A 25,787-nucleotide genomic window follows, 5' to 3' on the forward strand; every position below is an offset into this window, starting at 1 on the left:
CCCAAGCAAGGAGAGCAACATGCTCGACCCGACCCTGAGCCGCTGGCTCGATGAGCACGCCGAGGGCCTCGACCTCGGCCACACCGACCCACAGAGCGTGCTGCCGCAACTGGCTGCGGCCGGGCTGTTCGCCATTGGCGTGCCCGAAGAGCGCGGCGGCAGCGGTGGCACCGTGCTCGATGCGATCGACGCCATCGCCGATGTAGCGGGCCATTCGCTGACGGCCGCCTTCGTCTTCTGGGGCCAGCGCGCCTTCATCGAATACCTGCTGCAGAGCCCCAATCGCGAGCTGGGCGACCTTCTGCTCGGCGAACTGCTGGACGGCAGCCTGGCCGGCGCCACCGGTCTGTCCAATGCCATGAAGTTCCTCTCGGGCATCGAAAGCCTGCAAGTGAACGCGACGCCGACCGGCGATGGCTGGAGCCTCGACGGCCGGCTGCACTGGGTGACCAACCTGCGCAAGGGCCGCTTCGTGGTCGCGGCGGCCATCGAGCGAGAGGGCGCGGCACCGCTGGTGGCGGCGATCCCTTCGGACCGCGCGGGCCTGACCCGCTCCGACGACCTGCAACTGCTCGGTCTGCAATCGAGCAACACCGCTGCGCTGGACTTCGCCGCGGTCGAACTGCCGCGCGCCTGGCTGCTGCACGAAGATGCCCGCCACTACCTGCCGCGCGTGCGCCCGGCCTTCCTCGGCCTGCAATGCGCCATGACCATCGGCCTGACGCGCAAGGCCCTGGAGTCGGTACGCGAGCACCTGAGCGACCGGCGTTCGGTGCTGCGCGAGGAAGAGCAGCGCCTGGCTGATGAGCTGGACGAGCAGGTGGCACGCTTGCGTGAAGGCCTGCTGGATAGCGCCTTCCTGACCGAGCCGGCGCGGTTGTTCCGCATCCGCATCGGCCTGGCCGAAGCTGCAGCTGCCGCCGTCCAGCTGGAGCTGCAAGCCAGCGGCGGCAAGGCCTATCTCACCGAGCACGGCGCGGCTTTCGCCCGTCGCTGGCGTGAGTCGGCCTTCGTGCCCATCGTCACACCCAGCCTGGTGCAGCTGCGCGCCGAATTGCAGAAGCAGGCCAAGGCATGAGCCAAGCGATCCTGCAGGCCAGCGACGTTGCCCTGGGCTATCCCGGAGACAACGCTTGGCGCAGCGTGCTGGAAGGCTTCGCCCTGGAGCTGGCCGCCGGAGAGGTGGTCTCCATCCTGGGCCCCAGCGGTGTCGGCAAATCCAGCCTGCTGCGCGTGCTGGCCGGCTTGCAGAAGCCCGCGGCTGGCGTCGTGCAATTGCTCGGTCAGCCGATCGACGGCCCGCACCCTCGCGTCGCGGTGGCCTTCCAGGACCCGAGCCTACTGCCCTGGCTGAACCTGACGAAGAACGTCGCCTTCGGGCTCGATTTCGCACGCCAGCCGAGGCTGGACAAAGCCACCCTGCAATCCCGTGTGGACGAGGCAATAGCCTCGGTCGGGCTGGACCACGCCCGCGACTTCCTGCCGGCGCAACTCTCCGGCGGCATGGCCCAGCGCACGGCGCTGGCCCGTTGCCTGGCGCGGCAGCCGCAGGTACTGCTGCTCGACGAACCCTTCGGCGCGCTGGACGAGGTGACCCGCGCCGACATGCAGCAATTGCTGCTGACCGTCATCCATGAGCGGCGTACCGCCGCCGTGCTGATCACCCATGACATCGACGAAGCGCTGCTGCTATCCGACCGCATCCTGCTACTGGGCGACACCCCGGCGCGGACGTTGGGCGAGTGGCACATCGACCTGCCGCAACCCCGTGCGGAGCTGGTCGAGGAACTGGGCGCCCTGCGGGTCGACATCCTCAAAACCCTACGGCGGGCAAGCCGCACCCACGCAAACACTACTTCTGCGCAGGAGCCTGCCCATGTGCCTGGACGACCCCACACACTCCCGACGTGACATTCTCAAACTTGGCGCGCTGCTCACCGCCGCCGGTGCGTTGCCACTGCTGACCAGCCTGCAGGCACGCGCCGCCAGCGAACCGGATGCCCCGGTACGCATCGGCTACCTGCCGATCACCGACGCCACACCGCTGCTGGTGGCCCACGCCAACGGCCTGTTCGATGCCGAGGGCATCAAGGCCGAACGCCCGGTGCTGCTGCGTAGCTGGGCGCAGGTGATCGAAGCGTTCATCTCCGGCCAGGTCAACGTCATCCACCTGCTGTCGCCGATGACCGTCTGGGCGCGCTACGGCAGCAAGGTGCCGGCCAAGGTGGTGGCCTGGAACCATGTGGGCGGCTCCGGCCTGACCGTGGCGCCGGACATCAGCGACGTGAAGCAGCTGGGCGGCAAGACCCTGGCGATTCCGTTCTGGTACTCGATCCACAACGTGGTGCTGCAACAGCTGCTGCGCGACAACGGCCTGCAGGCGGTGAGCAAGCCAGCCAATGCCGCGCTGGCCGCCAATGAGGTCAACCTGGTGGTGCTGCCGCCGTCGGACATGCCACCGGCGCTGGCCGCCAAACGTATCGCCGGCTACATCGTCGCCGAGCCGTTCAACGCCCTGGCGGAGAACCTCAAGGTCGGGCGCATCCAGCGCTTTACCGGCGATGTCTGGCGCAACCATGCGTGCTGCGTGGTGTTCATGCATGAGCACGACCTGAACAACCGCCCGGAGTGGTCGCAGAAGGTGGTCAACGCCATCGTCAAGGCGCAGCTGTGGACCCGCGACAACCGCGCCGAGGCGGCCAAGCTGCTGTCCAAGGACGGCGAGAACCGCTACACGCCCCATGCGCCGGAAGTGCTCGGCCGGGTGTTGGCGCCGGCCGCCAGCGAACGCCAGCAGTACCTGGCCAACGGCGCCATCCGCCATGCCGACTGGCACGAGGAGCGCATCGACTTCCAACCGTACCCGTTCCCCAGCTACACCGAGGAACTGGTGCGCCGTCTGAAGGACACGCTGATCCAGGGTGACAAGGGCTTCCTCGCGGCCCTGGAGCCGACACAGGTGGCCAAGGACCTGGTGGACGACCGTTTCGTGCGCAATGCCATCGCCAGCGTCGGCGGCCTGAGCGCCTTTGGCTTCCCCGATAGCTTCGAGCGCAGCGAGGAGATCGCCACGTGACACCCGTTGTGCTTTCTACGCGCCGCCACTGGGCGCTGGGCCTGGCCGGGCTCATCATCCTGCTCGGCCTCTGGTGGCTCGGCGTGCGGCTGTTCGGTGGCGACGGCCTGGGGCAGCTGTTCTCGCCCCAGGCGACCTTCACCAGCCTGGGCGAGCTGCTGGCCCGCCCGGAGCTGTACGAGCATGTGCTGGTCAGCCTGAAACGGGTGCTGCTGGGCCTGCTGCTGGCCCTGGCGGTCGGCGTGCCGCTGGGCTTGCTGGTGGGCGCCTCGCGTCACCTGGAGGCGGCGACCACGCCGGCCTTCCAGTTCCTGCGGATGATCTCGCCGCTGTCGTGGATGCCCATCGCAGTAATGCTGATGGGCGTGGGCGACTCGCCGATCTACTTCCTCCTGGCGTTTGCCGCAGTCTGGCCGATCCTGCTCAATACCGCCGCCGGCGTACGCCAGCTCGATCCGCGCTGGCTGCAGTTGTCGAGGAGCCTCAGCGCGACGCCGTTCGAAACGCTGCGCAAGGTCATCCTGCCCGGCGTGCTCGGTCACGTGTTGACCGGTGTACGCCTGGCCATCGGGATTCTCTGGATCGTGCTGGTGCCCTGCGAAATGCTCGGCGTCAGCGCGGGGCTCGGTTACTACATCCTCGACACGCGGGATCGCCTGGCTTACTCGGAACTGATGGCCATGGTGTTGCTGATCGGCGTGCTGGGCTTCGCCCTGGATGCTCTGGCGCGCAGCCTGTACCGACGTCGAAGCTGAAACGGCAGGAACGAAAAGCCGGATCTCGTGATCCGGCTTTTTCAGGTCAGGCCGCCTTGCGGTAAGCCGGCCGTAGCTTCGTGAGCAGCGCCGCCACCAGATCCAGCGCCGAACACAGCACGAAGTAGAGCAGCGCGACGAACAGGAAGACCTCGGTGGGATGCACCATCACCCGGTTGCTCACCTGCGTTGCGACGAAGGACAGCTCGCCGACGCCGATCACGTAGGCCAGCGAAGTGTCCTTGATCAGCGAGACCCATTGGTTGAGGAAGGACGGCAGCATGATCGGCAGCGCCTGCGGCAGGATCACCAGCGTGAGCACCTGCCACGGCCGCAGCCCCAGCGCGCGGGCGGCGTCCCACTGGCCGTTGGGCAGGCTTTCGATGCCGGCATGCACCGAGTGCGCAAGGTAGGCACCGCCGATCAGCGACAGCGCGCAGACCACGGTGCCCAGCGCTGGCACGTCGACATGGAAGACGATGGGCAGCAGGAAGTAGGTCCAGAAGATCAGCATCAGCACCGGGATGGCGCGGAAAAAACCGAGGAACGCCACCAGCAACAGGCGTGGCTTGCCGCGCAACACCGACAGCGCAATGCCCAGGACCAGCCCGATCACCGCCGAGGCGATGCCGGAGGCCAGCGCGAGGACGACGGTCAGCGCCGCGCCACCCAGCGGGCCGTCCGGGTAAGCGCCGATGAGGCAGTAGGACAGGTTGTCCGAGATCACCGAGAACTCCATGTCAGGCTCCCTGGCGATAGCGGCGGGTCTGCTGGATCGCCTGGCCCAGCGCTTCGATCAGCGCGATGGCGCCGATGTACAGCAGGGTGGCGATGCCGAACGCCTGAAAGGTCTTGAACGTCTGCGTCTCCACCTGGCGCGAGGCGTAGGACAGCTCGGCGAGCCCGATGGCCATGGCCAGCGAGGAGTTCTTCAACGCGTTCATGTATTGCCCCATCAACGGCGGCAGCGCCGTACGCAGCGCCTGGGGCAGGATCACCCAGCGCCACACCTGTAGCGGGCGAAGGCCCAGCGCCATGCCGGCCTCGCGCTGCTGCGGGCGCACCGAGGCGATGCCAGCGCGGAACTCTTCGGCGATGAAGGCCGTGGTGTAGAGGGTCAGGCCCCAGGCGGCGGCGAGGAATTCGAACGACGGCCAGGTCAGCCCGGCCAACTCATGGGGTGAGTTGAGCCAGAACACCAGTTCCTCTGGCATCAGCGCCGGCAAACCGAAGTACCAGAAGAACAGTTGCACCAGCAGCGGTGTGTTGCGAAACAGAGCGAGATAGGCCCGAGCGGGCCACGACAGCCAGCGTGACTTTGCCTGCCGGGCGATGGCCAGCGGCGCGCCGAGCAGGGTAGCGATGACACAGCAGAACAGGGAAATACCCAGCGTAAGCAGGAAGCCGTCGAGCAGCCAGCTCAGGTAGGTCGGGGCGAGCAGTTCGCCGAACATGTGGCGCATCCATCAGCGGGAGAAACGGACACGCCCCGGCGGGCCGGGGCGTGGGGGAGTGCAGGGTCAGAGGTGATCAGCTCTTGTCGCCGATCTTGTACAGGCGGGCCAGCGGGGTCTTGGTGCTGGGGCCGAACCAGGTGTCGTAGATGGTCTGCGCCTGCCCGTTGGCCTCCAGCTCCGTGAGGCTCTGGTTGACGAACTCGGTCAGGGCCTTCTCGCCCTTGGGAATGCCGACGCCGATCAGGTCGTTGGAGATGGTGAAAGGCGGCACTTCGTACTTGTCCTTGTCCGGCACGTTGGCCAGCAGGCCGATCAGTTTCGGGCCGTCCTGGGTGATGGCCTGGACTTGGCCGTTGCGCAGGGCGGTGAAGGCGAAGGGCGTGTCGTCGTAGGCGATGACCTTGGCACCGGGGAATTTCTCGCGCAGCACGCCCTCGTTGACCGTGCCCTTGTCGACGCCGACGCGCCATTTGTTCAGTTCGTCCGGCGACTTCAGGCTGCCCTTGCGCACGATGAACTGCTGCCCGGAGGAGAAGTAGGGGATGCTGAAGTCCACCTGCTCGGCGCGCTCGGGGGTAATGGTGAAGTTGGCCAGCACCAGGTCGACCTTGTTGGCGGTCAGCAGCGGGATGCGGTTGGCCGGGTTGGTCGGCAGGACCTGCAGCTTGACGCCGAGCTTGTCGGCCAGGGCCTTGGCGTAATCCACATCGAGGCCTTCGATCTGCTTGCTCTTGCCGTCGACGAAGCCGAATGGCGGGTTGCTGTCGAAGGCGGCGACGCGCAGCACGCCGGCCTTCCTGATGTCGTCCAGGCGGTCGGCATGGGCCAGTCCGGAGAGGACGGCCAGGGCGAGGGCGGTAACGGCAGTGAGTTTCTTCATGAACATCCAGCTCCTTGTCGGGCCGCGCTCGTTTGACGGGGTCCCGGAATGATCGAGAGCGGGCGCTCGAGGGTGGGAGAAGCCCGCTTTAGAGCGGCGGGGGTCGCCCGCCGGCGAGGCCGAGTGTGGCAGCGTGATGGTGGCGCGGAGAAGGAATGAATTGGTCTATCTAATAACCAGAAGAAATATAAAATAACAACATGGATAACCATTTTGGTGGATCAATATCCAGGGCAGCAGCCTCGCTCCTACGAAGAACGCCGCCTCAGCGCGTAGGATGGGTGGAGCTTGCGATACCCATCATCGAAGTGGACAGGTATCGATGGGTATCGCTTCGCTCCACCCATCCTACGAAAACAGTCAGGGCCTCCAGCGGGCAGCGTTGATATCCACGGCGCGCGGCAGGATGCGCTCGGCGAGGAACAGGTCGGCGGTGCGTTGCTGCGCGGCGATGTCGGCATCGCCCAGTGGGTGGATAGGCGAAGGAGGGCGGTGCTTGAAGGTTTCCGCAATGACTTCCGGGGAGAGCCCGGTGACGCGCGCCATGATCGCCACGCTGCCGGCTTCGTCGCTGCGGGTCAGGGCTTCGGCCTGATTGAGGCTATCCAGCACCTGATGGATGAAGTCGGGATGGGCTCCGGCGTACTCACGGCTGGACAGGTAGAACGGCCCGCTCAGGCCAACCTCGGTTCCGTCCGCCAGTAAGCGCGCGCTGCCGCCCAGCAGCAGCGCCGAGTACCACGGGTCCCAGATCGCCCAGGCGTCCACCTTGTCGCTTTCGAAGGCGGCGCGGGCATCGGCCGGCGTCAGGTACAGCGGTTGGATATCGCGCAGGGCCAGGCCGGCTTGCTGCAACAGGCGCAGCAGCAGGTTGTGCGAGCTGGAGCCCTTCTGGAAAGCCACACGCTTGCCTTTGAGGTCGGCCACGCTGCGGATCGGACTGTCCTTGGGCACCACCACGGTCTCCGCCTGCGGTTTGGGCGGCTCGACGCCGACATAGAGCAGGTCGGCGCCGGCGGCCTGGGCGAAGATCGGCGGGATATCGCCAGTGGAACCCAGGTCCAGGCTGCCGACGTTCAGGGCTTCGAGCATCTGCGGCCCGGCGGGGAATTCGATCCATTGGATCTGTGTCTGCGGGAAGCGTTTCTCCAGCAAGCCATGCTCCTTGGCCAGCACCAGGCTGACCGAGGCCTTCTGATAGCCAATGCGCAGTTGCGCCGGGTCTTGCGCCTGCGCTGTACCTGCCACGATCAGCAGCAGCCCGGCGAGCAATCGATGAAACAGCGTCACAGGCTCATTCCTTCCAGTCGTGGGAGGGCTTTTCCCAGAGATTGATCCCGCCTTCCACGGCGAAGCGGTCGATCTCCGCCACTTCCTCCACGCTGAAGGTCAGGTTATCCAGCGCGGCAACGTTCTCGATGATCTGCTCCGGCCGGCTGGCGCCGATCAAGGCAGAGGTCACCCGGGCGTCGCGCAGCACCCAGGCCAGTGCCAGTTGCGCCAGGCTCTGGCCACGGCGTTGCGCGATGTCATTCAGCGCGCGGGCGCGCCGCAGGTTGTCTTCGGACAGGTGCTCCGGTCGCAGCGAGGCGCCACCGGGTTGGTTCACTCGCGCATCCGCCGGCACGCCGTTCAGGTAGCGGTCGGTCAGTAGCCCCTGGGCCAGTGGAGTGAAGGCAATGACGCCCGTGCCCAGCTCGTCGGTGGTGGCCAGCAGGTCCTTTTCCACCCAGCGGTTGAACAGGTTGTAGGCCGGCTGGTGGATCAGCAGCGGTACTTTCCAGTCCTTCAGCAAGACAGCCAGCTCGGCGGTCTTGCCGGCGGAATAGGACGAGATGCCCACGTACAGCGCCTTGCCCTGCTGCACGGCGCTGGCCAGTGCGCCGGCGGTTTCTTCCAACGGCGTGTCCGGATCGAAACGGTGTGAATAGAAGATGTCCACATAGTCCAGGCCCAGACGTTTCAAGCTCTGGTCGAGGCTGGAGAGCAGGTACTTGCGCGAGCTGCCGCCCTGTCCGTAGGGACCGGGCCACATGTCCCAGCCGGCCTTGGTCGAGATGACCAGCTCGTCGCGGTAGGCGGCGAAGTCTTCGCGCAGCAGGCGGCCGAAGTTGAGCTCGGCGCTGCCGTAGGGCGGGCCATAGTTGTTGGCCAGGTCGAAGTGGTTGATGCCCAGGTCGAAGGCGGTGCGTAACAGAGCTCGCTGGCGGTCCAGCGGCACGCTGTCGCCGAAGTTGTGCCACAGGCCGAGGGAAAGGGCCGGCAGTACCAGCCCGCTGCGGCCGACGCGGCGGTAGGGGACGCGCTGGTAGCGGTCAGGGTGGGCGAGGTAGGTCATGGAGGCTCCTGGGTAGAAGGGCCGCAGTGGGGACGGCCCGCGGATCGTCAGATCGTGTAGCGGTTGGCCGGGCGCTTCAGCCCGAGGTGGTCACGCAGGGTGCTGCCGCTGTAGTCGCGGCGGAACAGTCCGCGTCGCTGCAGCTCGGGGACGACGTGATTGGCCACATCCTCCAGGCCGCCGGGCAGGTGCGGCACCAGCACGTTGAAGCCGTCGGCGGCGCCGCCTTCGAACCAGGCCTGGAGCTCGTCGGCGATCTGTGTCGGCGTGCCGATCAGGCTGTAGTGCCCGCGTCCGCCAGCGATGCGCCGGCCCAACTGGGCAAGGGTCAGGTTCTCGCGCCCGGCCAGTTCGGTGAGCAGCAACTGGCGGCTGCGCTGGCCACTGTCGGTGAGCGGCAGTTCGGGCAGCGGGCCGTCCAGCGGGTAGGCGGAGAGGTCGAAGTTGCCGAGCATGCGCGACAGCAGCGCAACGCCAACCTGCGGTTCCACCAGCTCCTGGAATGCCTCGAATTTCTCCTGCGCCTCGGCCTGGCTCTGGCCGATCACCACGAACACGCCGGGCATGATGCGCAGGTCATCCGCGCTGCGGCCGAAGCGTGGCAAGCGACCTTTCAGGTCGTTGTAGAAGTCGCGCGCGGCGGCCAGTGAAGTCTGCGCGGTGAACACCACCTCGGCGGTCTGCGCGGCCAGCTCGCGGCCGGTTTCGGAGCTGCCGGCCTGGACGATCACCGGGCGTCCCTGGGGCGGGCGCGCCACGTTGAGTGGCCCCTGCACGCGGAAGTGCTCGCCCTCGTGGTTCAGCACATGCAGCTTGGCCGGGTCGTAGTACTGGCCGCTGGCCTTGTCACGGGTGAAGGCGTCGTCTTCCCAGCTGTCCCACAGGCCGGTGACCACCTGGTGGAACTCCCGTGCGCGGGCATAGCGCTCGGCGTGGCCGAAGTGTTCCTGACGGTTGAAGTTCAGCGCTTCGGCAGCGGCGTCGGAGGTCACCAGGTTCCAGCCGGCACGTCCACCGGACAGGTGATCGAGCGAGGCGAACTTGCGCGCCACGTGGTACGGCTCGTTGTAGCTGGTGGTCACGGTGCCCACCAGGCCGATGCGTTCGGTCACCGCCGCCAGCGCCGAGAGCAGCGTCAGCGGCTCGAAGTGGTCGGAGCGCGCCATGCGGCTGGCGATTTCGGCCGTGGGCGCGGCCACGCTGTCGGCAACGAAGACGGCGTCGAACTTCGCGGCCTCGGCTACTTGCGCCAGGCGCTTGTAGAGAGGGAAGTCGAGGCCGCCGTTGGCCGGTACATCCGGGTGGCGCCACGCCGAGACGTGGTGACCGGTGGCCATGATGAAGGCGCCAAGGGAAAGGGTGCGTGTCATTTCGGTTGTCCTGTGTGTCCGTTGGGGAGGACGCAAGGCTGCGGGTTCGATCTCATGGACGGCGCCGGGGCGAGCCGACGCCGCGTATTGCTCGCGATCAGAAGTCCTTGCGCAGCTCTACGCCGAAGTAGCGACCGTCGTCGCGCGGCACCATGCGGTAGATGTAGCTGCCGCCGCTGGCCAGCAGGGGCGAGTAGGACTTGTCGGTGAGGTTCTTGCCCAGCAGGGCGACACGCCAGCCGTCGTTGTAGTCGGCCAGGGCGATGCTGGCGTTCCACAGGCCGTAGGCGCCCTGGATGGTGTCGGGGTTCTGGCTGAGGTCGTACTGCACCTTGTCCTGCCAGCTGTAGTCGGTGCCCAGCTCCACATCCAGGCCGCTGTCCAGCGGGATGCTGTAGTCGGCGCGCACGTAGCTCTTCCAGTCCGGGGTAAAGGGCAGCGGCTTGCCGTCGACGTTGCAGCTGGACGCCGCGCCAGCCGGGCAGGCGAAGCTGTCCACGCGGGCCTTGGTGTAGGCGAGGGCGCCGGAGAACTTGAGCTGGTGCGTGGCCTGGTAGCTGAAGTCCAGCTCGGCGCCTTCGGTCTTCACCTTGCCGGCGTTGATCAGACGAGTCACCACCTGGCCTGCGACTGTGTCGTAGAAGTTCGCCTGATAGTTGTCGTAGACCGTGTGGAAGACCGCGAGGTTGGCGGTCAGGCGGTTATCCAGTGCGGTGGCTTTCAGCCCGGCTTCCCAGGAGTTGGAAGTCTCCGGCTTGAGTGCCTCAGTGTCGCGCGGCTGCATGTTGAAGAATACGTTGTACGCCGGGCCCTTGTAGCCGCGCGAGTAGGTGACGTAGCTGGTGAGCTGCTCGCTGAGGTCGTACTGCAGGCCCAGACGGCCGGACCAGCCGTCCTCATCGGTGGAGCCGGAGCTGGAAGTGGAGGGCTGGATGCCGGTCACCGCCGTAGCCGAAGTGGAACGGCGGCGGTGGTCGTACTCCAGGTCGTCGTGGGTGTAGCGCAGGCCGGCGATACCACGGAAATCCTCGGTGAAGTTCAGCGTGCTCTCGCCGAACACCGCGTAGGTATCGCTGCGCGTGCTGTAGTCGGCCACGCCGGTGTTCTGCGCAGTCGTGGAGGTCACCACGCGGCGGTAGGTCTCGTCGTCCACGGCGTGCATGTAGTACAGGCCACCGACGTATTCGAGGAATTCGCCCTTGGGCGAGGCGAGGCGCAGTTCCTGGGAGTACTGGTCGTAGTTCAGCTCGCCCTTGTCGTGGGAGCTGGGGATGCTCGCGGTGACCTGCGACAGGCGGTCGCCATCCTGCCACTGGGTGTTGTCCCAGCCGCGCCAGGCGCTGATGGAGGTCAGGGTGTAGTCGCCCAGGTTCCAGTCCAGTTGCGCCGACAGCCCCTTGTTGGTGTCGTCGACGTGGGTGCGGTAGTCGCTGTTGATCTTGCGGTTGTCGCTGTCCGGCGTCACCGGGCGCAGGGCGTTGGCGAAAGCCGGGCTGGTGGTGCTGGTGATGACGCCGCTGGGGCCGTCGTCGTTGCCCTTCATGTAGTCGGCGATCAGCGTGACCTTGAGGTCGTCGTTGGGCGTGATCTCGAACTTGGTGCGTGCGCCGGCACGGTTGTAGCCGTTCACTTCGTGGCCGTTGTAGACGTTGTCGACATTGCCGTCGTAGCTGCCCAGCAACGTAGTGACGCTGGCCTTGAGCTTGCCGGGGATCAGCGTGCCGCCGATGCCGAAGCGGGTACGGTTCTCGTTGCCGCCACCGAAGTGCGAATAGTCGATGTAGCCGGTGGTTTCGTCCGGCACTTCGCGGGTCACCACGTTGAGCACGCCGGCCGAGGCGTTCTTGCCGAACAGCGTGCCCTGCGGGCCGCGCAGCACTTCGATGCGCTCGACGTCGAGCAGGTCCAGGGTCGCCTGCCCGGGACGGCCGAGCACCACGCCGTCGATGACCGTCGACACGCTCGGCTCGACGCCGGGGGAAGTGGAGATAGTCCCTACGCCGCGAACGAACAGCGAGGTGTCCTTGTTCGAGGCACCGGTACGAAAGTTCAGGCTCGGCACCTGCTGGACGATGCTCGATACGCTGTTGCGGTTGTCGCGCTCCAGCTGCTCACCGTCGACCACGGAAACGGCCACCGGCACCTTCTGCAGCGATTCCTCACGGCGGGTGGCGGTGACGGTCACTGCCTTGAGCGTTGGTGCCGAGTCAGCGGACTGGGTGTCGCTGCTGGTGGTTTCGGCGGCCTGCACGCTGCAGGCCAGTGCCCCGATCACGCTGGCGATACCCAGGGCCAACGCACTGCGCCGGCCGGTGAATTGCGGACGGCCGAGCGTCCCCCGATGTTGCGATTGCATAGCCACTCCTTCGTACCCTGGTCCGCCCTCGGTGCTCTTTTGCCGGGGCGACTTTTTTCTGCGGGACTGTCACGAGCGCTCGCTCGTGCGAGTGGCTGGATCGTTGCGGACAGTTTGTGTTGTTAGCGCTAACATCGGCGAGTATCCTGAATCGCCTGATAGATCGTCAAATAATTAAAAATTACGTTTATATTCCTAAGTTGACATTCCATCACTCAGCAGCAGGAGAGTCGTGTTGGCCAGCCAGACCCCTCGCAAGCGCCGTGGCGCAGGACGCGTGACGCTGACCGCAGTCGCCGAACGCGCTGGCGTTTCTGCCATCAGCGTGTCGCGCTACTTCAATCAACCGGCGCAGCTGTCGGACGACCTGCGCGAGCGCATTGGCGCGGCGGTGGAGGAGCTGGGCTACGTGCCCAACCAGGTAGCCGGTGGGCTGGCTTCGGCGCGGGGCAGGGTAGTGGGGATGGTGGTGCCGAACATTTCCGGGCCAATTTTCGCCGACACTATCCAGGCCTTCAGTGACACCTTGGCCGCCCACGGGTACCAACTGCTGCTGGCCTCCAGCTATTTCTCCGAAGACAAGGAAGAAAGCGCCGTGCGCGCCTTCCTTGGCTGGAACCCGGCGGCACTGGTGCTCACCAGCCACTTTCATACCTCGGCCACCGAGAAACTGATCGCTGGCGCGGATATGCCGGTGGTGGAGGTTTGGGATTACCAACCCGAACGCGCGCCGATCCAAGTCGGCTTCTCGCACTATCAGGTCGGCGTGGAGGCGGTGCGTCACCTGCACGCCAAGGGCTACCGGCGCATAGCGTTCGTGCAGAACAGCGCGCCCGGAGACTTCAGTGCGCTGGACCGCCGAGATGGCTACGCCGATACCCTGCGCGAGCTGGGTGGCGAGCCCTGGATGTTCGTGCCCACCGAGAGCGCGCCCTTCGAAGCCGGACGCCAGGCCATGGAAGCGCTGATGGCAAGAGGAGCGCAGCGGCCGGAGGCGATCATCTTCGCCAACGACAACCTTGCCGCTGGCGGCCTGCTGGCCGGCCAGCGCGCCGGGCTGAAGATTCCCGAAGATTGCGCGGTGCTGGGCTTCGGCGACTATCCCTTCGCGCCGATGCTGTTGCCGAGCCTGTCGACCATCAAGCCACCGGCCCGCGAAATCGGCGAGATCGCCGCGCTGCGAGTGCTGCAGTCTATTGGCGTGGCGCCGCTGGAAGGCCCGATGGAGCGGCTGAATCTGCTCAGTTGCCGGGTGCTGGAGCGGGAGAGCGGCTGATAGCGGCTACTTGGCCAGCAGGTCAATCACTTCCTGGTCGCTGAGCGGGCGAAAGTCGCGGTAATGATCACCCACCGCACGGAACGGCGACGGGGTATCCAGGCAGACCAGCGCATCCACCTCATCGCGCAGCTTCTCCACGGTTTCCGCCGGGCCCACTGGCACAGCGAGCACCACCCTGTGCGGATGGTGCTCGCGCAGGCACTTGAGCGCGGCGCGCATGCTGCTGCCGGTAGCCAGGCCGTCGTCGACCACGATCAGGTCGCGGTCTTCCAGTTGCGCCGGAGCCTTCACGCCGCGATAGAGCACCCGGCGCCGCTCCAGTTCGCGGATCTGCTCCAGCACCTGCTGCTCGAACCACTCCGGCGCGGGGTCGAAGCGCTCGAGCATCTGCTCGTCCACCACCCAGTTCGGTTCTGGGCCGTCGACAATGGCGCCGACGGCGAATTCCTCATTGCCCGGCGCGCCGATCTTGCGCACCAGCAGCACATCCAGCGGGGCGCCGAGGGCGCGGGCAATTTCCTTGCCGACCGGCACGCCGCCACGGGGCAGGGCGAGAACCAGCGGATTCTCCAAAGGCATGTCACGCAGGACCATCGCCAGCGCCACGCCGGCATGCCGGCGGTTGGTGTATTGCACTGAAGGCATCTGAGTCTCCTTTCGCGAGTCACAGCAGCGTGTCCAGGGTCAGTGGCCGCTCGCGGATGCGTTTTCGCTTGGAGGTTAGACGGACCTTGCAGCGCCCGCGACCTGCCGGAAAGCGATTGCACCCGCCTGGCCCGGATCAATCGGGCGCGCGCAGGCCTGCCGTGGGCTGTGAGTCGCAACCCTATCGAAGGTTCAGGTATTGCGTGTGAACGGTCGTCGGCACCAGGTTGAACATCGGTACGCACTGTCACTGGACTAGCTCAGTACAGAGCGCCAGAGCGAGGGCACGGAGAGTGTCTGGGCAGGGCAAAAAGAAGGCCCCGTCGGAGGGGCCAGGGGAAAATCCGTGAAGTGTCCTTACCCTAACAGGCTGGGCAGTCGCACCAAGCAACTTGTGGCGATAGGCCGTTCCGGTTGACGGCATATGGGGCCGGGTCCAGCCGCTGCGCGGCCACTGCATCGGGCATTGTGCATCGAACCCATCTCGTATTCGGGCATTCTGCTGCTGGCACCGTGCGATCTTCGGGATCGCCAATGGCTCTGCGACGAGACTCTGGCCGTCAGCAGAAAACAGGCGTGGAACTTGCTGCACGACCGTCTCGATAAGCCCACACTCGAAAAGGGAGAGGCGCAACATGCAAGCATTCGACAGCAAGATGGTCTTGGTCCTCGAGGAAACACCCGAACAACTGCAACGCCTGGAAGACCATCTGCTCGGCCAGGGGCATGCGGTGCTCAGCGCCCTCAGCGAGCAAGAGGCCATCGAACACCTGACTTCATCCTCGGTCATCGACCTGTTCCTCATCGATGAGCAACTCACCGGGCCATTGACTGGCGCAGCCCTGATCGAAGCCTGTTTGCCGCTACGCCCGCGCATGCGCGTGCTGGTGCTCTCACCCTGGGCGGAGAAAGGTGAGGAGGGCGCACCTTATCCCGTGCACCCCAAGTCGGCGGACTTCGCCGACCTGGAGGGCGCCATTCAGCGCACGCTGCTCAGTCCGCCCGTACAACCCTGGCTGCTGAACTAGACTCCTGCGCACAAAGGCCATCCGATCAACGGAACGGTCGCCTTCACGGGGAGGAAGCACCATGCACGCGTACCTGATCCGCTACAGCCGCAATGGCCAGCCCATGAGCACTGTGCTGCGACAGGAGAGTTTGAGTCGCGAGCAGGCGCAGCGGTTCGTCCGCGCGCTGCACGGCCCGGTCGGGCGCGATTCGCGCTCGGATATCCAGGTGAGCGAGGTGCTCTGCACCCAGTGATGGGGCGTCGCCGCCTTTGCTTCACGAAACAATGCCCATGAAAGTGGCCAAGGAAAAACGGCGCCGATCCTTCGGCGCCGTTTGCGGGGGAAATAACGGTTTGCGGTGAGCTGGCGAGCGCCGGAGCGCCTCTCCAGCTCGGGGTCAGTGGCCGCCGTGGCTGCGCTGACCTCCCTTGCGGCCCGCGTCGGATGCGCGCGCCGGATCATTCTTGAAGTTACCGCCGCTGTGCTGGCCGCCTTTCCTGCCGGCTTCGGAAGCACGCTGGGGGTCTTCTGCAAAGTTGCCTTTACCGCCTCTATGTTCGGCCATGGGAACTACTCCTTGGGAAATGTCCGTGAGAAATGAATAACTGAATGCCGGGCATTCCCTTCATCCGAAACATATCGAGTAGCGGTGTTCGACTCTTTTTCAGAACGATCCGTCATCGCTTCGACGAAAAGTCGTTATATGTAAAGTCCTGCCGTCGGTCCGGGTTCTTTTATTGGCGAACCTGGAGAAACGCCGTTGCGCTGATTTCAAGCTGCTCAAATCGTTGACCTTTGCAGTGGCGGGGCGAAGTCGGCGAAGTCGGTAGTGGCCTATGGCCGCGGTTCCATTCGCAGCGCAGCGGCGCAGGATGGACGCAGCAACGCAGGAGAACCCGATGAATCCGCCAAGCTGCCATGACGTCGCAGAACTCCTTCACCGGAGCTACCCACTGTTCGACTTCACCTGCGACCGCCAGGAAGACGGCCGTTACCTGATCAGCCTGCAGAGCCGCTATACCTCCACGCCGCGAACCAACGTGATCGGCATTCACGGGAATGAACTGCGCACCGATCGCCAGGTGAGAGACCTTGGCATGGAACTGATCTGCGGTTTGATGTAGGGAGCTTGATTTGATGTAAGGAGCTTCAGACGACTCGTTTGCGCAGCCGGGCGATGAGCTTCTGACGCTGTTCGCTGTCCGCCTCCCAAACCTTGCCATCCAGGGCATGGCAGATCAGCCAGATTTCCTCGTTATTGAGCATCACCGCGCCGCCACCGGCCTCCGCCCGGCGCTTGCGGTACGCGGCCTGTTTCTCCGCGTTGGTCATGGCGCCTTCCTTGCGGGGGCGGCCTTTGCGCGGCGCTTCGAAGGCATCGAGCGTGGCTTTGTCCTTGGCGTCTTTCATCCTGGCTCCTGTCGAACTAGTAACGCGTTACTGCAATGCTGGCGTCTTTTTGGTAACGCGTTACCTATCATAGTGATTATTGCAGGCCCCGCCAATCGTCGGCTGGCGGGGTAGGGAAGAAAAAACCGGGCTATTCCTGCAATGCACACCCACAAGAAGCAATGGAGGCTGAAGTGGAACGACTGCGAAAGGTGCTGATGGTCTCGGCTTTCAACGACACCTGCGTTGTCCAGGTGCTGCGTGAAGCTGCACTCAAGGCTTGCACGCCGGATACTGCAACGGCACTGATGGCGGCCGCGCAGTTGCTGGAGCACGACGCGGAAACCCTGCTTCATGCCGCCCACCGGATCGACGTCGTCCTGCACCATGCATCCGCTGGAGGCGGCACACTCTCCCTGGTCGTGATGGACTGAACCGCTTGCCGATGGCCTGGCCATCATTCTCTTTGAACCGCCGACGCCGACGTCCTGTCAGTGCTTGAAATACAGCCAGAAACCTGGAGGCGTCATGTGGGACGAATCCCTGACAAAGCGTTACCACGTCAGCTTTGTGAGAGATGGACGGGAATTCGAATTCGAAGCCGAAGACGAGTCCATGAGCGAGGCGCGGGCGTGGAGCCATGTAGCGCGCCATCTGCATATCCCGACCCACGATCTGCGCGGCTACCAGAAGCGCTACCACACCATTCGGCGCAACGTGGAGGCGCACAACGTGCAGGACGTTTCCTTTCGTGCAGTAGGCGCTGGCGATTAGGAAGCTGCCTCAGGCCTGTGTGGAGGCGAGGCGTACGTCACTGATGGTGATGCCGCAGGTGCTCAGCCACGACTCGACCTTGGTAGAGCCGACCGGCAGAACTGGCTGGGAGAAGGATTGCCCCTGATCACTCAGGGGCAAATGCCGGCCATCGGCCGAGCGTTCTGGATTGCGCCTCAGGCAGCAGCGCCCGGGGCTTTTTCACGCCCGGCGCGCACGTCGAAGGCACCGCCCGTGAGCACACCGTCCACCGTCACGCGCCCCTTGCCGGGCAGCAGCGGGAACACCAGTTCAGCAAAGCGATAGGCCTCCTCCAGATGTGGATAGCCTGAAAGCACAAAGCTGTCGACACCCAGTGCGGCATACTCCAGCAGCCGCGCGGCAACGGTTTCCGGATCCCCCACCAGCGCAGTGCCGGCACCGCCGCGCACCAGGCCGACACCGGCCCAGAGATTGGGCGCCACTTCCAGCTTGTTGCGATCGCCGCCGTGCAGCGCGGCCATGCGCTGCTGGCCGACCGAATCCATCTTCGCGTAGTTGGACTGCGCGGCGACGATGGTGGCGTCGTCCAGGTGGCTGATCAGCTCATCCGCAGCCGCCCAGGCTTTCTCGTTGGTCTCGCGGACTATCACGTGCAGGCGCACGCCGAAACGCACCGTGCGCCCGAGGCGCGCAGCGCGTTCGCGTACGTCGGCGATCTTTGCGGCCACGGCAGCGGGCGGCTCGCCCCAGGTCAGGTAGGCATCCACATGCTTGGCGGCCAGATCGTGGGCGGCGGCGGAAGAACCGCCGAAGTACAGCGGCGGGTAAGGCTTCTGCACGGGCGGGAAGAAGTTCTGTGCGCCGTTGACCTTCAGATGTTTGCCGACGAAGTCCACGGTTTCACCTGACAGCAGGCGACGCCAGATGGTCAGGAACTCGTCGGATGCGGCGTAACGCTCGTCATGACTGAGGAAAACACCGTCAGCCTCCAGCTCAGTGCTGTCGCCGCCGGGTACGACATTGAGCAGCAGGCGGCCACCGCTGGCCTGATCAAGGGTCGCGGCTTGGCGCGCCGAAGCGGTAGGGTTGCCCAGCGAGGTGCGCAGAGCGACGAGCAATTTGATGCGCTGAGTGACCGGCACCAGGCTGGCCGCAGTCACCCAGGGATCGAGGCAACTGCTGCCGGTGGGAATCAGCAGGCCGTCATAGCCGAGTTGGTCGGCGGCCACGGCGATCTGCCGCATGTATTCGTTGGTGGCCGGGCGTCCGCTACTGGAATGACCCAGGTAGCGGGTGTCGCCGGAAGTCGGCAGGAACCAGAAAATATCGAGACTCATGGGATGTCCTCGTTGCCATCGTCGAAATGGGGCGTCGCCCCGTCGGTGCACGCGTGGCAAGTCTTCATTGGAATTCAGGCCCGGCAGCCGTCGTTGTCGGTTCGCTTGATCAGGCAGAGAAGAGGAGGGCGGCTGCATGGCGGGCACTGCATGGCAGCAAGGCCTGTGCCAGGGCGAGAGGGCACAGTTCTCGCGCCTCTGAAAGCAAGGCGGTGTTGCTGTAGCAACATCACTGTTGATTGACTGTTGCTGGGGAGACACTGCGTACTACGAAAAAGGCATTAGGTTATGCCTTCCGGCGATTTGTCCTGCGCGGCCCGACCGATCAGGATAGGCAAACGTGATTGAAAGCCCCCGTGGATCAAGGAACACAGAAAGCGATGAACGACGCCAACCGACTGCACGAGAATGGCCCGGTGAACTGGCAACTGGCACAGATCGTCGAGGACCTGCGTGGCGCACGCAACGAATGGCGCAGCCGCACGGGCCGCCACCCGGAGCAGGGCGGCCGTGAGCTGCCTTCGCGCCAGTCCATCGAAGAAGTGGTGGAGCGCCTGGCAAGCGCATTGTTCCCCATGCGTCTGGGCCCGAATGATCTGCGCGAAGAAAGCGAGGATTTCTTCGTCGGCCACACCCTCGACGCCGCACTGAATGCGCTGCTGGTACAGGCCCGCCTGGAGCTGCGCTATAGCGCGCGGCAGCGGGGAGATGTGGTTGATAGTCGGATCGATGAGCATGCCGTGGTGCTGGTGCGCGATTTCGCCCGAGCGCTGCCGGAGATGCGCAAACTGCTCGACGCCGATGTGCTCGCCGCCTACCAGGGCGACCCGGCCGCGCGCAGCGTGGACGAGGTGCTGCTGTGCTACCCGGGGGTGGTGGCGATCATTCACCATCGCCTGGCGCACCACCTGTACAACGCAGGCCTGCCGCTGCTGGCACGGATCATCTCGGAGCTGGCGCACTCGGCGACCGGTATCGACATCCACCCGGGTGCACAGATCGGCAGCAGCTTCTTCATCGACCACGGCACCGGTGTGGTGATCGGAGAAACCGCGATCATCGGCAGGCAGGTGCGCATCTATCAGGCCGTGACCCTTGGCGCCAAGCGATTCACCTCCGACGAAACCGGCCAGTTGCACAAGGGCGAACCGCGCCACCCGATCGTCGAGGACGAGGTGGTGATCTATGCCGGCGCCACCATTCTCGGTCGCGTGACCATCGGCAAGGGCTCGACCATTGGCGGCAACGTCTGGCTCACTCGCAGCGTGCCGCCGGGCAGCCAGGTGAGCCAGGCCAGCCTGCAGCACGATGAGAGTCGCTGCGGAAAGAACTGAGCCAGTCGCGCAAAGTAGGGCGAGGGAGTTGACAGCTCCCTCGCTCGTTCAGCAGTATCCGTCAGACATTTCGCGCAACGGCACTTTCATGTTTTCCATCTTCAACCACTCGCTCTCCGCTTCGGGCTTCCTTGCCCAGGCTGGCGCGTGCGTTGTCGTTGCCAAGAAATCGAAGAAACAGTCGCTCATTTGACCGGGGCGCTGTCCCGTCAGATGGGCTGACAGGACACAAGGCGCAAGGTCGAACCTCCCTCCCGCTTGATTCCCGCATCCCTTCCTGACGGCGACCCGACGGTCAGCCAACAGGAGTTTTTGCATGTCGAATTTTCGTGGGATCTGGGTGGCGCTGGTCACTCCCTTTCGTGATGGCGCGGTGGACTACCCGGCGCTGCAGGGCCTGGTAGCGCAGCTACTGGAGCAGGGCGTGGCTGGTTTCGTGGTCTGTGGCACCACAGGCGAGGCTGCCGCATTGAGCCATGAAGAGCAGCTCGCAGTCCTCGATGCCGTGTTGCAGTGGGTGCCCGCGCAGCAGGTGATCATGGGGTTGGCGGGCAACAACCAGCGCGAGCTGCTGGCCTTCCTCCGCGATATCCAGCGCCGCCCGCTAGCTGGCGTGCTGGTACCGGCGCCGTACTACATCCGCCCATCCCAGGCAGGGCTGGAAGCCTTCTTCCGTACCGTGGCCGACACCGCCAGCGTCCCGGTCGTGCTCTACGACATTCCTTACCGAACCGGCGTGCGCATCGAGCGCGAAACACTTCGCCGCATCGTGCGCCATCCAAACATCGTAGCGATCAAGGATTGTGCAGGCGATGTAGAAACCACCATGGCGCTGATCGCTGATGGCCAAGTCTCGGTGCTCACCGGGGAAGACCTGCAGATATTCGCCAACCTCTGCCTGGGTGGTGCCGGGGCAATCTCGGCGTCATCCCACATTCGCGCCGATCTCTACGTGCAGCTGTTCCGGGAGATGGAAGAAGGCACCGTGAATGCCGCCCGCCGGACTTTCTATCGCCTCTTGCCCTGGATGCAGGCCGCTTTCGCCGAGCCGAATCCGGCGGCGGTGAAAGGCGCGCTGGCCTTGCAGGGCTGGATGACCAACGAGGTACGCGAGCCGATGCAGGCTTGCACACCGGCGACCCTGGAGCGACTGAAGAGCGTATTGGCGGATTTGGCCCACTAGGCGCCGCTGGCATTCGCTGGAGAACCGACTGGTGTTTCCACGATTCCACAGCGAATGCCAGGTCCTCGGCCGATCGGACACAGTCAGATGCAGAGATCGCCGCGCACGCGCTGAAGTTCGCGTACATCGGCGGCTTGCTCGCAGCAGCAAGTCACTGAGCTGCGTTTGATGAAGAACGCCAGGAAGAATTCGTGCATCAGGTGGGCCCCAGGAGCCGCTGAAGAAAATGTGCTATCGAGTCCGAATCAGATTTCTTGTAGCGGCGAGATAAGAGCCCGTGGCGACGTGAAGAGCGTCGGGGCGACAGAAAGCCAGTCTGGCGGCGTTGATTCTGTGACACTCGATCCTGTGCTTCGTATAGATAACTTCGCATAATGTATATTATGTTAAATTACAGATCACCGTTGATCCGCCAGTGATCTCCAACCTCCTCTTTGGGTGGCCTGGCTCTCAGAGTTTCTGCGTCTCAATTTCTGCGCCTTTGCTCGTCTCCAGCGCAATGATCTGCAATGCAACCTTCACGAAGCGGCGCTGAGAACTTCGACCGATTTGTGTGCAGTCACCAGCTATCATGAGTGCATGCCGCCCGGTGCTGGATGGTCTGCCTGGAGATACTGCTTGAATCGGACTCGACTGCTCATCGCATCCTGCCTGTCGCTGACTTCCTTCCTAGCTCATGCCCAACCCCAGATGGATTTTCTCCAGGGCCGCCTCTACGAACTCCGCCGCGATACCTCGCCAGCCACTTGTACCGAATGGCCGAACGGCCTCCCGGACGGTGTCTGGGGCAACAGCGGCGATTACATTCCCGATGGCGAGCACCTGAGCGCCAATGGCGACGTGCTGATCACTTCGGCGATCTACAAGCCCACGGGTATTCGCGTTTCTCACACCTTTTATAAAAGCCGGCAGTCCTGCCTGGCGGAGCTTTCCCCGCAGCCGGCGACGGTTGCCGTGGAGAGCGGCGGCCCGGGAAGCTACGTCGACAGGCTGCAGCGCGATTTCGGCAGCCGCCTGTATTTCAGCTCCGCCGAGGCCGAGGCCCTGGTGAAGAGGATCAATATCGACTGCAAGGCTCCGGATGGCCGTTACCTGCCGCTCTACAACGCTCTGCTGGCACGCCTGGATGAAGCCAGCACGCCCGACGCCTGGATGGAAACCAGCGTGGTCAACACCGGCAAGAAGCTGCGGGTGTTCGACAGCGTTCGGCTGAAAAGCGGCAAGGAGCTCACCCCTCAGCTGACCCTGGAAATAAACGAGTTCGGCGGGTACGAAACCCACGGCGTTCGCCCACAGGCGCTGTCGAATGCCTGCTTTGGCAGCTACGGCCCGATCTGGAAGCTCTAACCCTCTCAGTGCTCTCGTAAGTATTTGAATCTGCTGAAGTTGCCTTTCTAGACAGGCAATAGCGACTTAAGCTCGCCGGCCGGCAAAAAGCTGCGGATCACCCATACTCATTTCACTTCGATCAGCACCTGTGCAGCCCTCCGCAATGAGAGGTCTGTGCGAGCGAGTGCCCGAACGGCGCAGTAGCAGAGACAAGCCCCCTGCTCTCTTTCCCTGGAGTAGCCCAGGGAGCGGGGCGACGTGGCGGCCGGGAAGCAGCCGGCGGGTCAAACGCCCGCCGGGCAGTATCGACAGGGCCAGGCGGCCCGCAAGGAATCACAAGAGGGCTGATGTATGCCACATGACGGGAGCCTGCTGCAGGCGACGGTAATTTTCCTGCTGACGGTGGTCGTACTCGTCCCCCTGGCGCAACGCCTGAAGCTGGGCGCAGTGCCAGGCTACCTGCTGGCCGGCATCCTGATCGGCCCGTCCGTGCTGGGCCTGGTCAGCCATCCGGAGAACGTCGGCCGCCTTTCTGAGATGGGCGTGGTGATGTTGCTGTTCATCATCGGCCTGGAGCTCTCCCCGCGTCGTCTGTGGATGATGCGCCGCTCGCTGTTCGGCGTGGGATCGCTGCAAGTGGGCCTGACCGCTCTGGTGCTCGGGCTGATCGCCTTCCTGCTGTTCGGCCAGTCGCCTGCCGCTGCCGTCGTGCTGGGCGTGGGCCTAGCGCTCTCCTCCACTGCCTTCGGCCTGCAGGTGCTCGCCGAGCGCAAGGAGTTGGGCAAGCCCCATGGCCGGCTGGCCGTGGGCATTCTTCTGTTCCAGGACATCGCGGCCATTCCGCTAATTGCCGTGGTGCCGTTGCTGGCAGGCAGCGGCGATCCGTCCGACGAGGGCGTGCGCCCACTGCTGACGGTCGCCGTGGGTATCGGCATCGTGATCATCGGCGGCCGTTACCTGCTGCGCCCGGTGTTTACCTGGGCGGTCGGCTCGGGGTTGCGTGAACTCTCCACCGCCACCGCCCTACTGGTCGTACTGGGCACCGCCTGGATCATGGAACACGTCGGTGTCTCCATGGCGCTGGGCGCCTTCCTCGCTGGCATGCTGATGGCCGAGTCGCAGTTCCGCCACGAGCTGGAATCCCAGATCGAGCCGCTCAAGGGCTTGTTGCTTGGCTTGTTCTTCGTTGGCGTGGGCATGACAGCCGACCTCAGCCTGCTGCTCGATACACCGTTGCTGGTAATGGGCCTGACGGTGCTGCTGGTGGGCATCAAGCTGCCGCTGCTGTTCGGCCTGGGGCGCTTCACGGGTGGGTTGGCACGCTCCGAGGCAATCTGCCTGGGCGTGGTGCTGGCGTCCGGCGGCGAATTCGCCTTCGTGGTGTTCAAGCTCGCCCTGGATCACCAACTCCTGGAGCAGTGGGTACACGATGTACTGGTGCTGGTCATCACCCTGTCGATGGCGGTGGTCCCGTTGGTGATGATGGCGCTGGCCCGACAGATACGCGGTGACGTGCCCGCCGCTGCAGTGCCGGATGGGCCGCCGGAAGTGAGCGATGAGCCGCGCGTGGTGATAGCTGGCATGGGACGCATGGGCCGGGTGGTTGCGAACCTGCTGCAGGCCCAGGGCGTGCCGGTGGTGGCACTGGATACCTCGATGGCCGCGATCGATCGCCAAGGCAAGGATGGCCAGGTGCCGGTTTACTACGGCGACCCGACGCGCCCGGAAATCCTCCACGCCGCCAAGGTCGGCGAGGCGGAGCTGGTGATCGTCGCCACCGACGATCCGCAGATCAACCTGAACACCGTGGACGCCCTCTCCCGCCTCTACCCCAGGACCCGAGTGATCGCCCGCGCGCTCAACCGCCAGCAGGTCCTGCAATTGCTCGACCGGGGCGCCAACCCGGTGCGCGAAACCTTCTATTCCAGCCTGGAAATGGGCCGGCGCGCCTTCATCGAACTGGGTGTAAGCGAGGAACAGGCCGCGACCTGGGTGCGCCGCTACCAGGCGCAGGAAGTGCAGTCACTGCTGGAACTGCACCGCCAGGGACGCGATGACGAACCGGGTGGCTGCTTCGACGACGATGGCAGCGGCCTTGCCGGCGCCACGCCGCCCGCCGCACAGCATCCAGAGTACCCCCACCCCGGCGCTGAACAGCGCAATGACCGCCCCGCCTGAGGAGAAAAACCATGCAACCAGGATTCAAGCTCGATGGTGCCCTCTCCCAGGGCATGCTCGACATTCTCATCAAGGCCGGGCTGGTCGCCGCCCTGGTGATCTTCTCCTTCGAGGTATTTCAGCCGTTCCTCGAGCTGATGCTCTGGTCAGTGATCCTCGCGGTCACCCTCTATCCGGTACTGCGCTGGGTGAAGGCGCGCACCGGGCTGAAGGATGGCCACGCGGCGACGCTGATCGTGTTGTTCGTGCTGCTGGTCCTGATAGCGCCGATCTACCTGATGGCGACATCCATCGCCGACTCCGTCGACAGCCTCGGCTCCATCCTCAAGAGCGGCACCTTGAGCGTGCCAGCGCCTTCGCCATCGGTGGCCGAATGGCCGTTGATCGGCCCGCGCGTCTATGACTTCTGGCTGGCCGCCTCCAACAGCTTGAGCGATGTACTGCGCAGCCTCATGCCCAACATCAAGGACGCCGGGCGCATGTTGCTGGGCGCGGCCGCCAGCGCAGGCGGCGCCTTCCTGCTGTTCATCGGGGCGATCATCATCTCCGGCATCATCATGGCCTTCGGCGAGATGGGCACCATTGCCGCGCAGCGCATCGCCATGCGGATTTCCGGCGCGGAACGCGGTCTGCACATTTCCGCGCTGTGCACTGCCACCATCCGTGCGGTCGCCCTGGGCGTGATCGGCATCGCCTTCATCCAGATGCTGCTGATCGGCATCGGTTTCGTGATCAAGGGCGTGCCGGGGGCGGGCATCCTGGCGCTGATCGTATTGGTGCTGGGCATTGCCCAGGCACCGGCGAGTCTTGTCACTCTGCCGGTAATCATCTACGTGCTGAGCACCGAAGGCTTCACGGGCACCACCATCATCTTCGCCATCTATATCTTCGTCGCCGGCCTCGCCGACAACGTGCTCAAGCCGCTGCTGCTCGGCCGCGGTGTCGACGTGCCAATGCCGGTGGTGCTGATCGGCGCCCTCGGCGGCATGGTGGTCAAGGGCATCATCGGCCTGTTCATCGGCCCGGTGATCCTCGCCGTGACCTACAAGCTGTTCTGGCAATGGGTCGACCAGCAGGTGCCGAAACTGGACAAGCCCGCCACTCCGGCCGAATGA

General features: G+C 64.8%; 27 protein-coding genes. 15 read left to right on the forward strand and 12 right to left on the reverse strand.

What is annotated here, in order from left to right; all coding sequences use genetic code 11:
* Positions 1–19 precede the first annotated feature (19 nt).
* The 4 genes from FAS41_RS18395 to FAS41_RS18410 are packed head-to-tail and all read left to right on the forward strand — an operon-like array spanning position 20 to position 3,831.
* A complete protein-coding gene (locus tag FAS41_RS18395) occupies positions 20–1,078 on the forward strand; it encodes an acyl-CoA dehydrogenase family protein (RefSeq protein WP_138524759.1) in 1,059 nt (352 codons plus the stop codon).
* Positions 1,075–1,911, forward strand: a complete 837-nt coding sequence (locus FAS41_RS18400; RefSeq protein WP_138524761.1) for an ABC transporter ATP-binding protein — start codon at positions 1,075–1,077, stop codon at positions 1,909–1,911. The genes FAS41_RS18395 and FAS41_RS18400 overlap by 4 nt, the downstream gene beginning before the upstream one ends.
* Positions 1,877–3,076 (forward strand): ABC transporter substrate-binding protein, encoded by a 1,200-nt coding sequence (locus FAS41_RS18405; protein WP_138524763.1) that lies wholly within the window; start codon positions 1,877–1,879, stop codon positions 3,074–3,076. The genes FAS41_RS18400 and FAS41_RS18405 overlap by 35 nt, the downstream gene beginning before the upstream one ends.
* An 8-nt stretch (positions 3,077–3,084) precedes the next feature.
* Positions 3,085–3,831, forward strand: a complete 747-nt coding sequence (locus FAS41_RS18410; RefSeq protein WP_138524949.1) for an ABC transporter permease — start codon at positions 3,085–3,087, stop codon at positions 3,829–3,831.
* Between the two features lie 46 nt (positions 3,832–3,877).
* Here FAS41_RS18410 and FAS41_RS18415 read toward each other — a convergent pair whose 3' ends face one another.
* The 7 genes from FAS41_RS18415 to FAS41_RS18445 form a co-directional block, all read right to left on the reverse strand.
* Entirely contained in the window at positions 3,878–4,570 is a 693-nt protein-coding gene (locus FAS41_RS18415) for an amino acid ABC transporter permease (protein ID WP_138524765.1), read from the reverse strand.
* A gap of 1 nt (position 4,571) precedes the next feature.
* The gene (locus FAS41_RS18420) at positions 4,572–5,285 is read right to left on the reverse strand and encodes an amino acid ABC transporter permease (RefSeq protein WP_138524767.1); all 714 of its coding nucleotides are present in this window, start codon (positions 5,283–5,285) and stop codon (positions 4,572–4,574) included.
* A 76-nt stretch (positions 5,286–5,361) separates the two neighbouring features.
* The gene (locus FAS41_RS18425; protein ID WP_138524769.1) at positions 5,362–6,168 is read right to left on the reverse strand and encodes an ABC transporter substrate-binding protein; all 807 of its coding nucleotides are present in this window, start codon (positions 6,166–6,168) and stop codon (positions 5,362–5,364) included.
* 360 nt (positions 6,169–6,528) lie between these two features.
* On the reverse strand, positions 6,529–7,458 hold the full coding sequence (locus tag FAS41_RS18430) for a sulfonate ABC transporter substrate-binding protein (protein WP_171049507.1): 930 nt from the start codon (positions 7,456–7,458) through the stop codon (positions 6,529–6,531).
* A gap of 4 nt (positions 7,459–7,462) precedes the next feature.
* On the reverse strand, positions 7,463–8,506 hold the full coding sequence (gene mgrA, locus FAS41_RS18435) for an L-glyceraldehyde 3-phosphate reductase (RefSeq protein ID WP_138524773.1): 1,044 nt from the start codon (positions 8,504–8,506) through the stop codon (positions 7,463–7,465).
* A 47-nt stretch (positions 8,507–8,553) separates the two neighbouring features.
* Positions 8,554–9,876, reverse strand: coding sequence for an LLM class flavin-dependent oxidoreductase (locus FAS41_RS18440; RefSeq protein WP_138524775.1), 1,323 nt, complete (start codon positions 9,874–9,876; stop codon positions 8,554–8,556).
* Positions 9,877–9,973: 97 nt separating this feature from the next.
* On the reverse strand, positions 9,974–12,232 hold the full coding sequence (locus FAS41_RS18445) for a TonB-dependent receptor (RefSeq protein ID WP_138524777.1): 2,259 nt from the start codon (positions 12,230–12,232) through the stop codon (positions 9,974–9,976).
* A 235-nt stretch (positions 12,233–12,467) separates the two neighbouring features.
* Here FAS41_RS18445 and FAS41_RS18450 point away from each other — a divergent pair, with 235 nt between their 5' ends.
* Positions 12,468–13,508, forward strand: coding sequence for a LacI family DNA-binding transcriptional regulator (locus tag FAS41_RS18450; protein WP_138524779.1), 1,041 nt, complete (start codon positions 12,468–12,470; stop codon positions 13,506–13,508).
* A gap of 6 nt (positions 13,509–13,514) precedes the next feature.
* Here the strand turns inward: FAS41_RS18450 and FAS41_RS18455 are convergent, their stop codons facing one another.
* On the reverse strand, positions 13,515–14,156 hold the full coding sequence (locus tag FAS41_RS18455; RefSeq protein ID WP_138524781.1) for a phosphoribosyltransferase: 642 nt from the start codon (positions 14,154–14,156) through the stop codon (positions 13,515–13,517).
* A gap of 635 nt (positions 14,157–14,791) precedes the next feature.
* Between FAS41_RS18455 and FAS41_RS18460 the strand changes: the two genes are divergently transcribed.
* Both FAS41_RS18460 and FAS41_RS30865 read left to right on the forward strand, forming a co-directional pair.
* On the forward strand, positions 14,792–15,184 hold the full coding sequence (locus FAS41_RS18460; protein WP_138524783.1) for a response regulator: 393 nt from the start codon (positions 14,792–14,794) through the stop codon (positions 15,182–15,184).
* Between the two features lie 61 nt (positions 15,185–15,245).
* Entirely contained in the window at positions 15,246–15,419 is a 174-nt protein-coding gene (locus tag FAS41_RS30865) for a hypothetical protein (protein WP_171049508.1), read from the forward strand.
* A 144-nt stretch (positions 15,420–15,563) separates the two neighbouring features.
* On the opposite strand, the gene FAS41_RS18465 is transcribed toward FAS41_RS30865, so the two are convergent.
* Entirely contained in the window at positions 15,564–15,731 is a 168-nt protein-coding gene (locus FAS41_RS18465) for a con-10 family general stress protein (RefSeq protein WP_138215663.1), read from the reverse strand.
* 334 nt (positions 15,732–16,065) lie between these two features.
* On the opposite strand from FAS41_RS18465, the gene FAS41_RS18470 reads away from it, so the two are divergent.
* Positions 16,066–16,290 carry a hypothetical protein gene (locus FAS41_RS18470; protein ID WP_138524785.1) on the forward strand — a complete coding sequence of 75 codons (225 nt, stop codon included), beginning with the start codon at positions 16,066–16,068 and terminating at the stop codon, positions 16,288–16,290.
* 25 nt (positions 16,291–16,315) lie between these two features.
* Here FAS41_RS18470 and FAS41_RS18475 read toward each other — a convergent pair whose 3' ends face one another.
* Positions 16,316–16,576, reverse strand: coding sequence for a hypothetical protein (locus FAS41_RS18475; protein WP_138524787.1), 261 nt, complete (start codon positions 16,574–16,576; stop codon positions 16,316–16,318).
* A gap of 173 nt (positions 16,577–16,749) precedes the next feature.
* On the opposite strand from FAS41_RS18475, the gene FAS41_RS18480 reads away from it, so the two are divergent.
* Both FAS41_RS18480 and FAS41_RS18485 read left to right on the forward strand, forming a co-directional pair.
* Positions 16,750–16,989 carry a hypothetical protein gene (locus FAS41_RS18480; protein ID WP_138524789.1) on the forward strand — a complete coding sequence of 80 codons (240 nt, stop codon included), beginning with the start codon at positions 16,750–16,752 and terminating at the stop codon, positions 16,987–16,989.
* Between the two features lie 94 nt (positions 16,990–17,083).
* Positions 17,084–17,329 (forward strand): hypothetical protein, encoded by a 246-nt coding sequence (locus FAS41_RS18485; RefSeq protein WP_138524791.1) that lies wholly within the window; start codon positions 17,084–17,086, stop codon positions 17,327–17,329.
* 176 nt (positions 17,330–17,505) lie between these two features.
* Here FAS41_RS18485 and ssuD read toward each other — a convergent pair whose 3' ends face one another.
* Positions 17,506–18,648, reverse strand: coding sequence for an FMNH2-dependent alkanesulfonate monooxygenase (gene ssuD / locus FAS41_RS18490; RefSeq protein ID WP_138524793.1), 1,143 nt, complete (start codon positions 18,646–18,648; stop codon positions 17,506–17,508).
* Between the two features lie 380 nt (positions 18,649–19,028).
* Here ssuD and epsC point away from each other — a divergent pair, with 380 nt between their 5' ends.
* Positions 19,029–19,982 carry a serine O-acetyltransferase EpsC gene (epsC, locus tag FAS41_RS18495; RefSeq protein ID WP_138524795.1) on the forward strand — a complete coding sequence of 318 codons (954 nt, stop codon included), beginning with the start codon at positions 19,029–19,031 and terminating at the stop codon, positions 19,980–19,982.
* A 48-nt stretch (positions 19,983–20,030) separates the two neighbouring features.
* On the opposite strand, the gene FAS41_RS30870 is transcribed toward epsC, so the two are convergent.
* Positions 20,031–20,300 (reverse strand): hypothetical protein, encoded by a 270-nt coding sequence (locus FAS41_RS30870; protein WP_171049509.1) that lies wholly within the window; start codon positions 20,298–20,300, stop codon positions 20,031–20,033.
* Here FAS41_RS30870 and dapA point away from each other — a divergent pair.
* The 4 genes from dapA to FAS41_RS18515 all read left to right on the forward strand — a co-directional run bounded on the left by dapA (position 20,299) and on the right by FAS41_RS18515 (position 25,787).
* The gene (dapA, locus tag FAS41_RS18500) at positions 20,299–21,165 is read left to right on the forward strand and encodes a 4-hydroxy-tetrahydrodipicolinate synthase (protein ID WP_138524797.1); all 867 of its coding nucleotides are present in this window, start codon (positions 20,299–20,301) and stop codon (positions 21,163–21,165) included. The two genes, FAS41_RS30870 and dapA, sit on opposite strands and share 2 nt — an antisense overlap.
* Before the next feature lie 618 nt (positions 21,166–21,783).
* Complete coding sequence (locus tag FAS41_RS18505) at positions 21,784–22,512, forward strand: hypothetical protein (protein WP_138524799.1); 729 nt, start codon at positions 21,784–21,786, stop codon at positions 22,510–22,512.
* 333 nt (positions 22,513–22,845) lie between these two features.
* Positions 22,846–24,672, forward strand: a complete 1,827-nt coding sequence (locus FAS41_RS18510) for a monovalent cation:proton antiporter-2 (CPA2) family protein (protein ID WP_138524801.1) — start codon at positions 22,846–22,848, stop codon at positions 24,670–24,672.
* Positions 24,673–24,683: 11 nt separating this feature from the next.
* Complete coding sequence (locus FAS41_RS18515; protein ID WP_138524803.1) at positions 24,684–25,787, forward strand: AI-2E family transporter; 1,104 nt, start codon at positions 24,684–24,686, stop codon at positions 25,785–25,787.

The organism is Pseudomonas nicosulfuronedens (genome assembly GCF_005877905.1).
In the GTDB taxonomy this organism is placed as follows: Bacteria; Pseudomonadota; Gammaproteobacteria; order Pseudomonadales; family Pseudomonadaceae; genus Pseudomonas; species Pseudomonas nicosulfuronedens.

Bases quoted from the DNA above. Each gene is read 5' to 3' on its own strand.
- FAS41_RS18395 (WP_138524759.1), top strand. From the start codon at position 20: ATGCTCGACCCGACCCTGAGCCGCTGGCTCGATGAGCACGCCGAGGGC.
- FAS41_RS18400 (WP_138524761.1), top strand. From the start codon at position 1,075: ATGAGCCAAGCGATCCTGCAGGCCAGCGACGTTGCCCTGGGCTATCCC.
- FAS41_RS18405 (WP_138524763.1), top strand. From the start codon at position 1,877: ATGTGCCTGGACGACCCCACACACTCCCGACGTGACATTCTCAAACTT.
- FAS41_RS18415 (WP_138524765.1), bottom strand. From the start codon at position 4,570: ATGGAGTTCTCGGTGATCTCGGACAACCTGTCCTACTGCCTCATCGGC.
- FAS41_RS18420 (WP_138524767.1), bottom strand. From the start codon at position 5,285: ATGTTCGGCGAACTGCTCGCCCCGACCTACCTGAGCTGGCTGCTCGAC.
- FAS41_RS18425 (WP_138524769.1), bottom strand. From the start codon at position 6,168: ATGAAGAAACTCACTGCCGTTACCGCCCTCGCCCTGGCCGTCCTCTCC.
- mgrA (WP_138524773.1), bottom strand. From the start codon at position 8,506: ATGACCTACCTCGCCCACCCTGACCGCTACCAGCGCGTCCCCTACCGC.
- FAS41_RS18440 (WP_138524775.1), bottom strand. From the start codon at position 9,876: ATGACACGCACCCTTTCCCTTGGCGCCTTCATCATGGCCACCGGTCAC.
- FAS41_RS18445 (WP_138524777.1), bottom strand. From the start codon at position 12,232: ATGCAATCGCAACATCGGGGGACGCTCGGCCGTCCGCAATTCACCGGC.
- FAS41_RS18455 (WP_138524781.1), bottom strand. From the start codon at position 14,156: ATGCCTTCAGTGCAATACACCAACCGCCGGCATGCCGGCGTGGCGCTG.
- FAS41_RS18460 (WP_138524783.1), top strand. From the start codon at position 14,792: ATGCAAGCATTCGACAGCAAGATGGTCTTGGTCCTCGAGGAAACACCC.
- FAS41_RS30865 (WP_171049508.1), top strand. From the start codon at position 15,246: ATGCACGCGTACCTGATCCGCTACAGCCGCAATGGCCAGCCCATGAGC.
- FAS41_RS18465 (WP_138215663.1), bottom strand. From the start codon at position 15,731: ATGGCCGAACATAGAGGCGGTAAAGGCAACTTTGCAGAAGACCCCCAG.
- FAS41_RS18470 (WP_138524785.1), top strand. From the start codon at position 16,066: ATGAATCCGCCAAGCTGCCATGACGTCGCAGAACTCCTTCACCGGAGC.
- FAS41_RS18475 (WP_138524787.1), bottom strand. From the start codon at position 16,576: ATGAAAGACGCCAAGGACAAAGCCACGCTCGATGCCTTCGAAGCGCCG.
- FAS41_RS18485 (WP_138524791.1), top strand. From the start codon at position 17,084: ATGTGGGACGAATCCCTGACAAAGCGTTACCACGTCAGCTTTGTGAGA.
- ssuD (WP_138524793.1), bottom strand. From the start codon at position 18,648: ATGAGTCTCGATATTTTCTGGTTCCTGCCGACTTCCGGCGACACCCGC.
- epsC (WP_138524795.1), top strand. From the start codon at position 19,029: ATGAACGACGCCAACCGACTGCACGAGAATGGCCCGGTGAACTGGCAA.
- dapA (WP_138524797.1), top strand. From the start codon at position 20,299: ATGTCGAATTTTCGTGGGATCTGGGTGGCGCTGGTCACTCCCTTTCGT.
- FAS41_RS30870 (WP_171049509.1), bottom strand. From the start codon at position 20,300: ATGCAAAAACTCCTGTTGGCTGACCGTCGGGTCGCCGTCAGGAAGGGA.
- FAS41_RS18510 (WP_138524801.1), top strand. From the start codon at position 22,846: ATGCCACATGACGGGAGCCTGCTGCAGGCGACGGTAATTTTCCTGCTG.
- FAS41_RS18515 (WP_138524803.1), top strand. From the start codon at position 24,684: ATGCAACCAGGATTCAAGCTCGATGGTGCCCTCTCCCAGGGCATGCTC.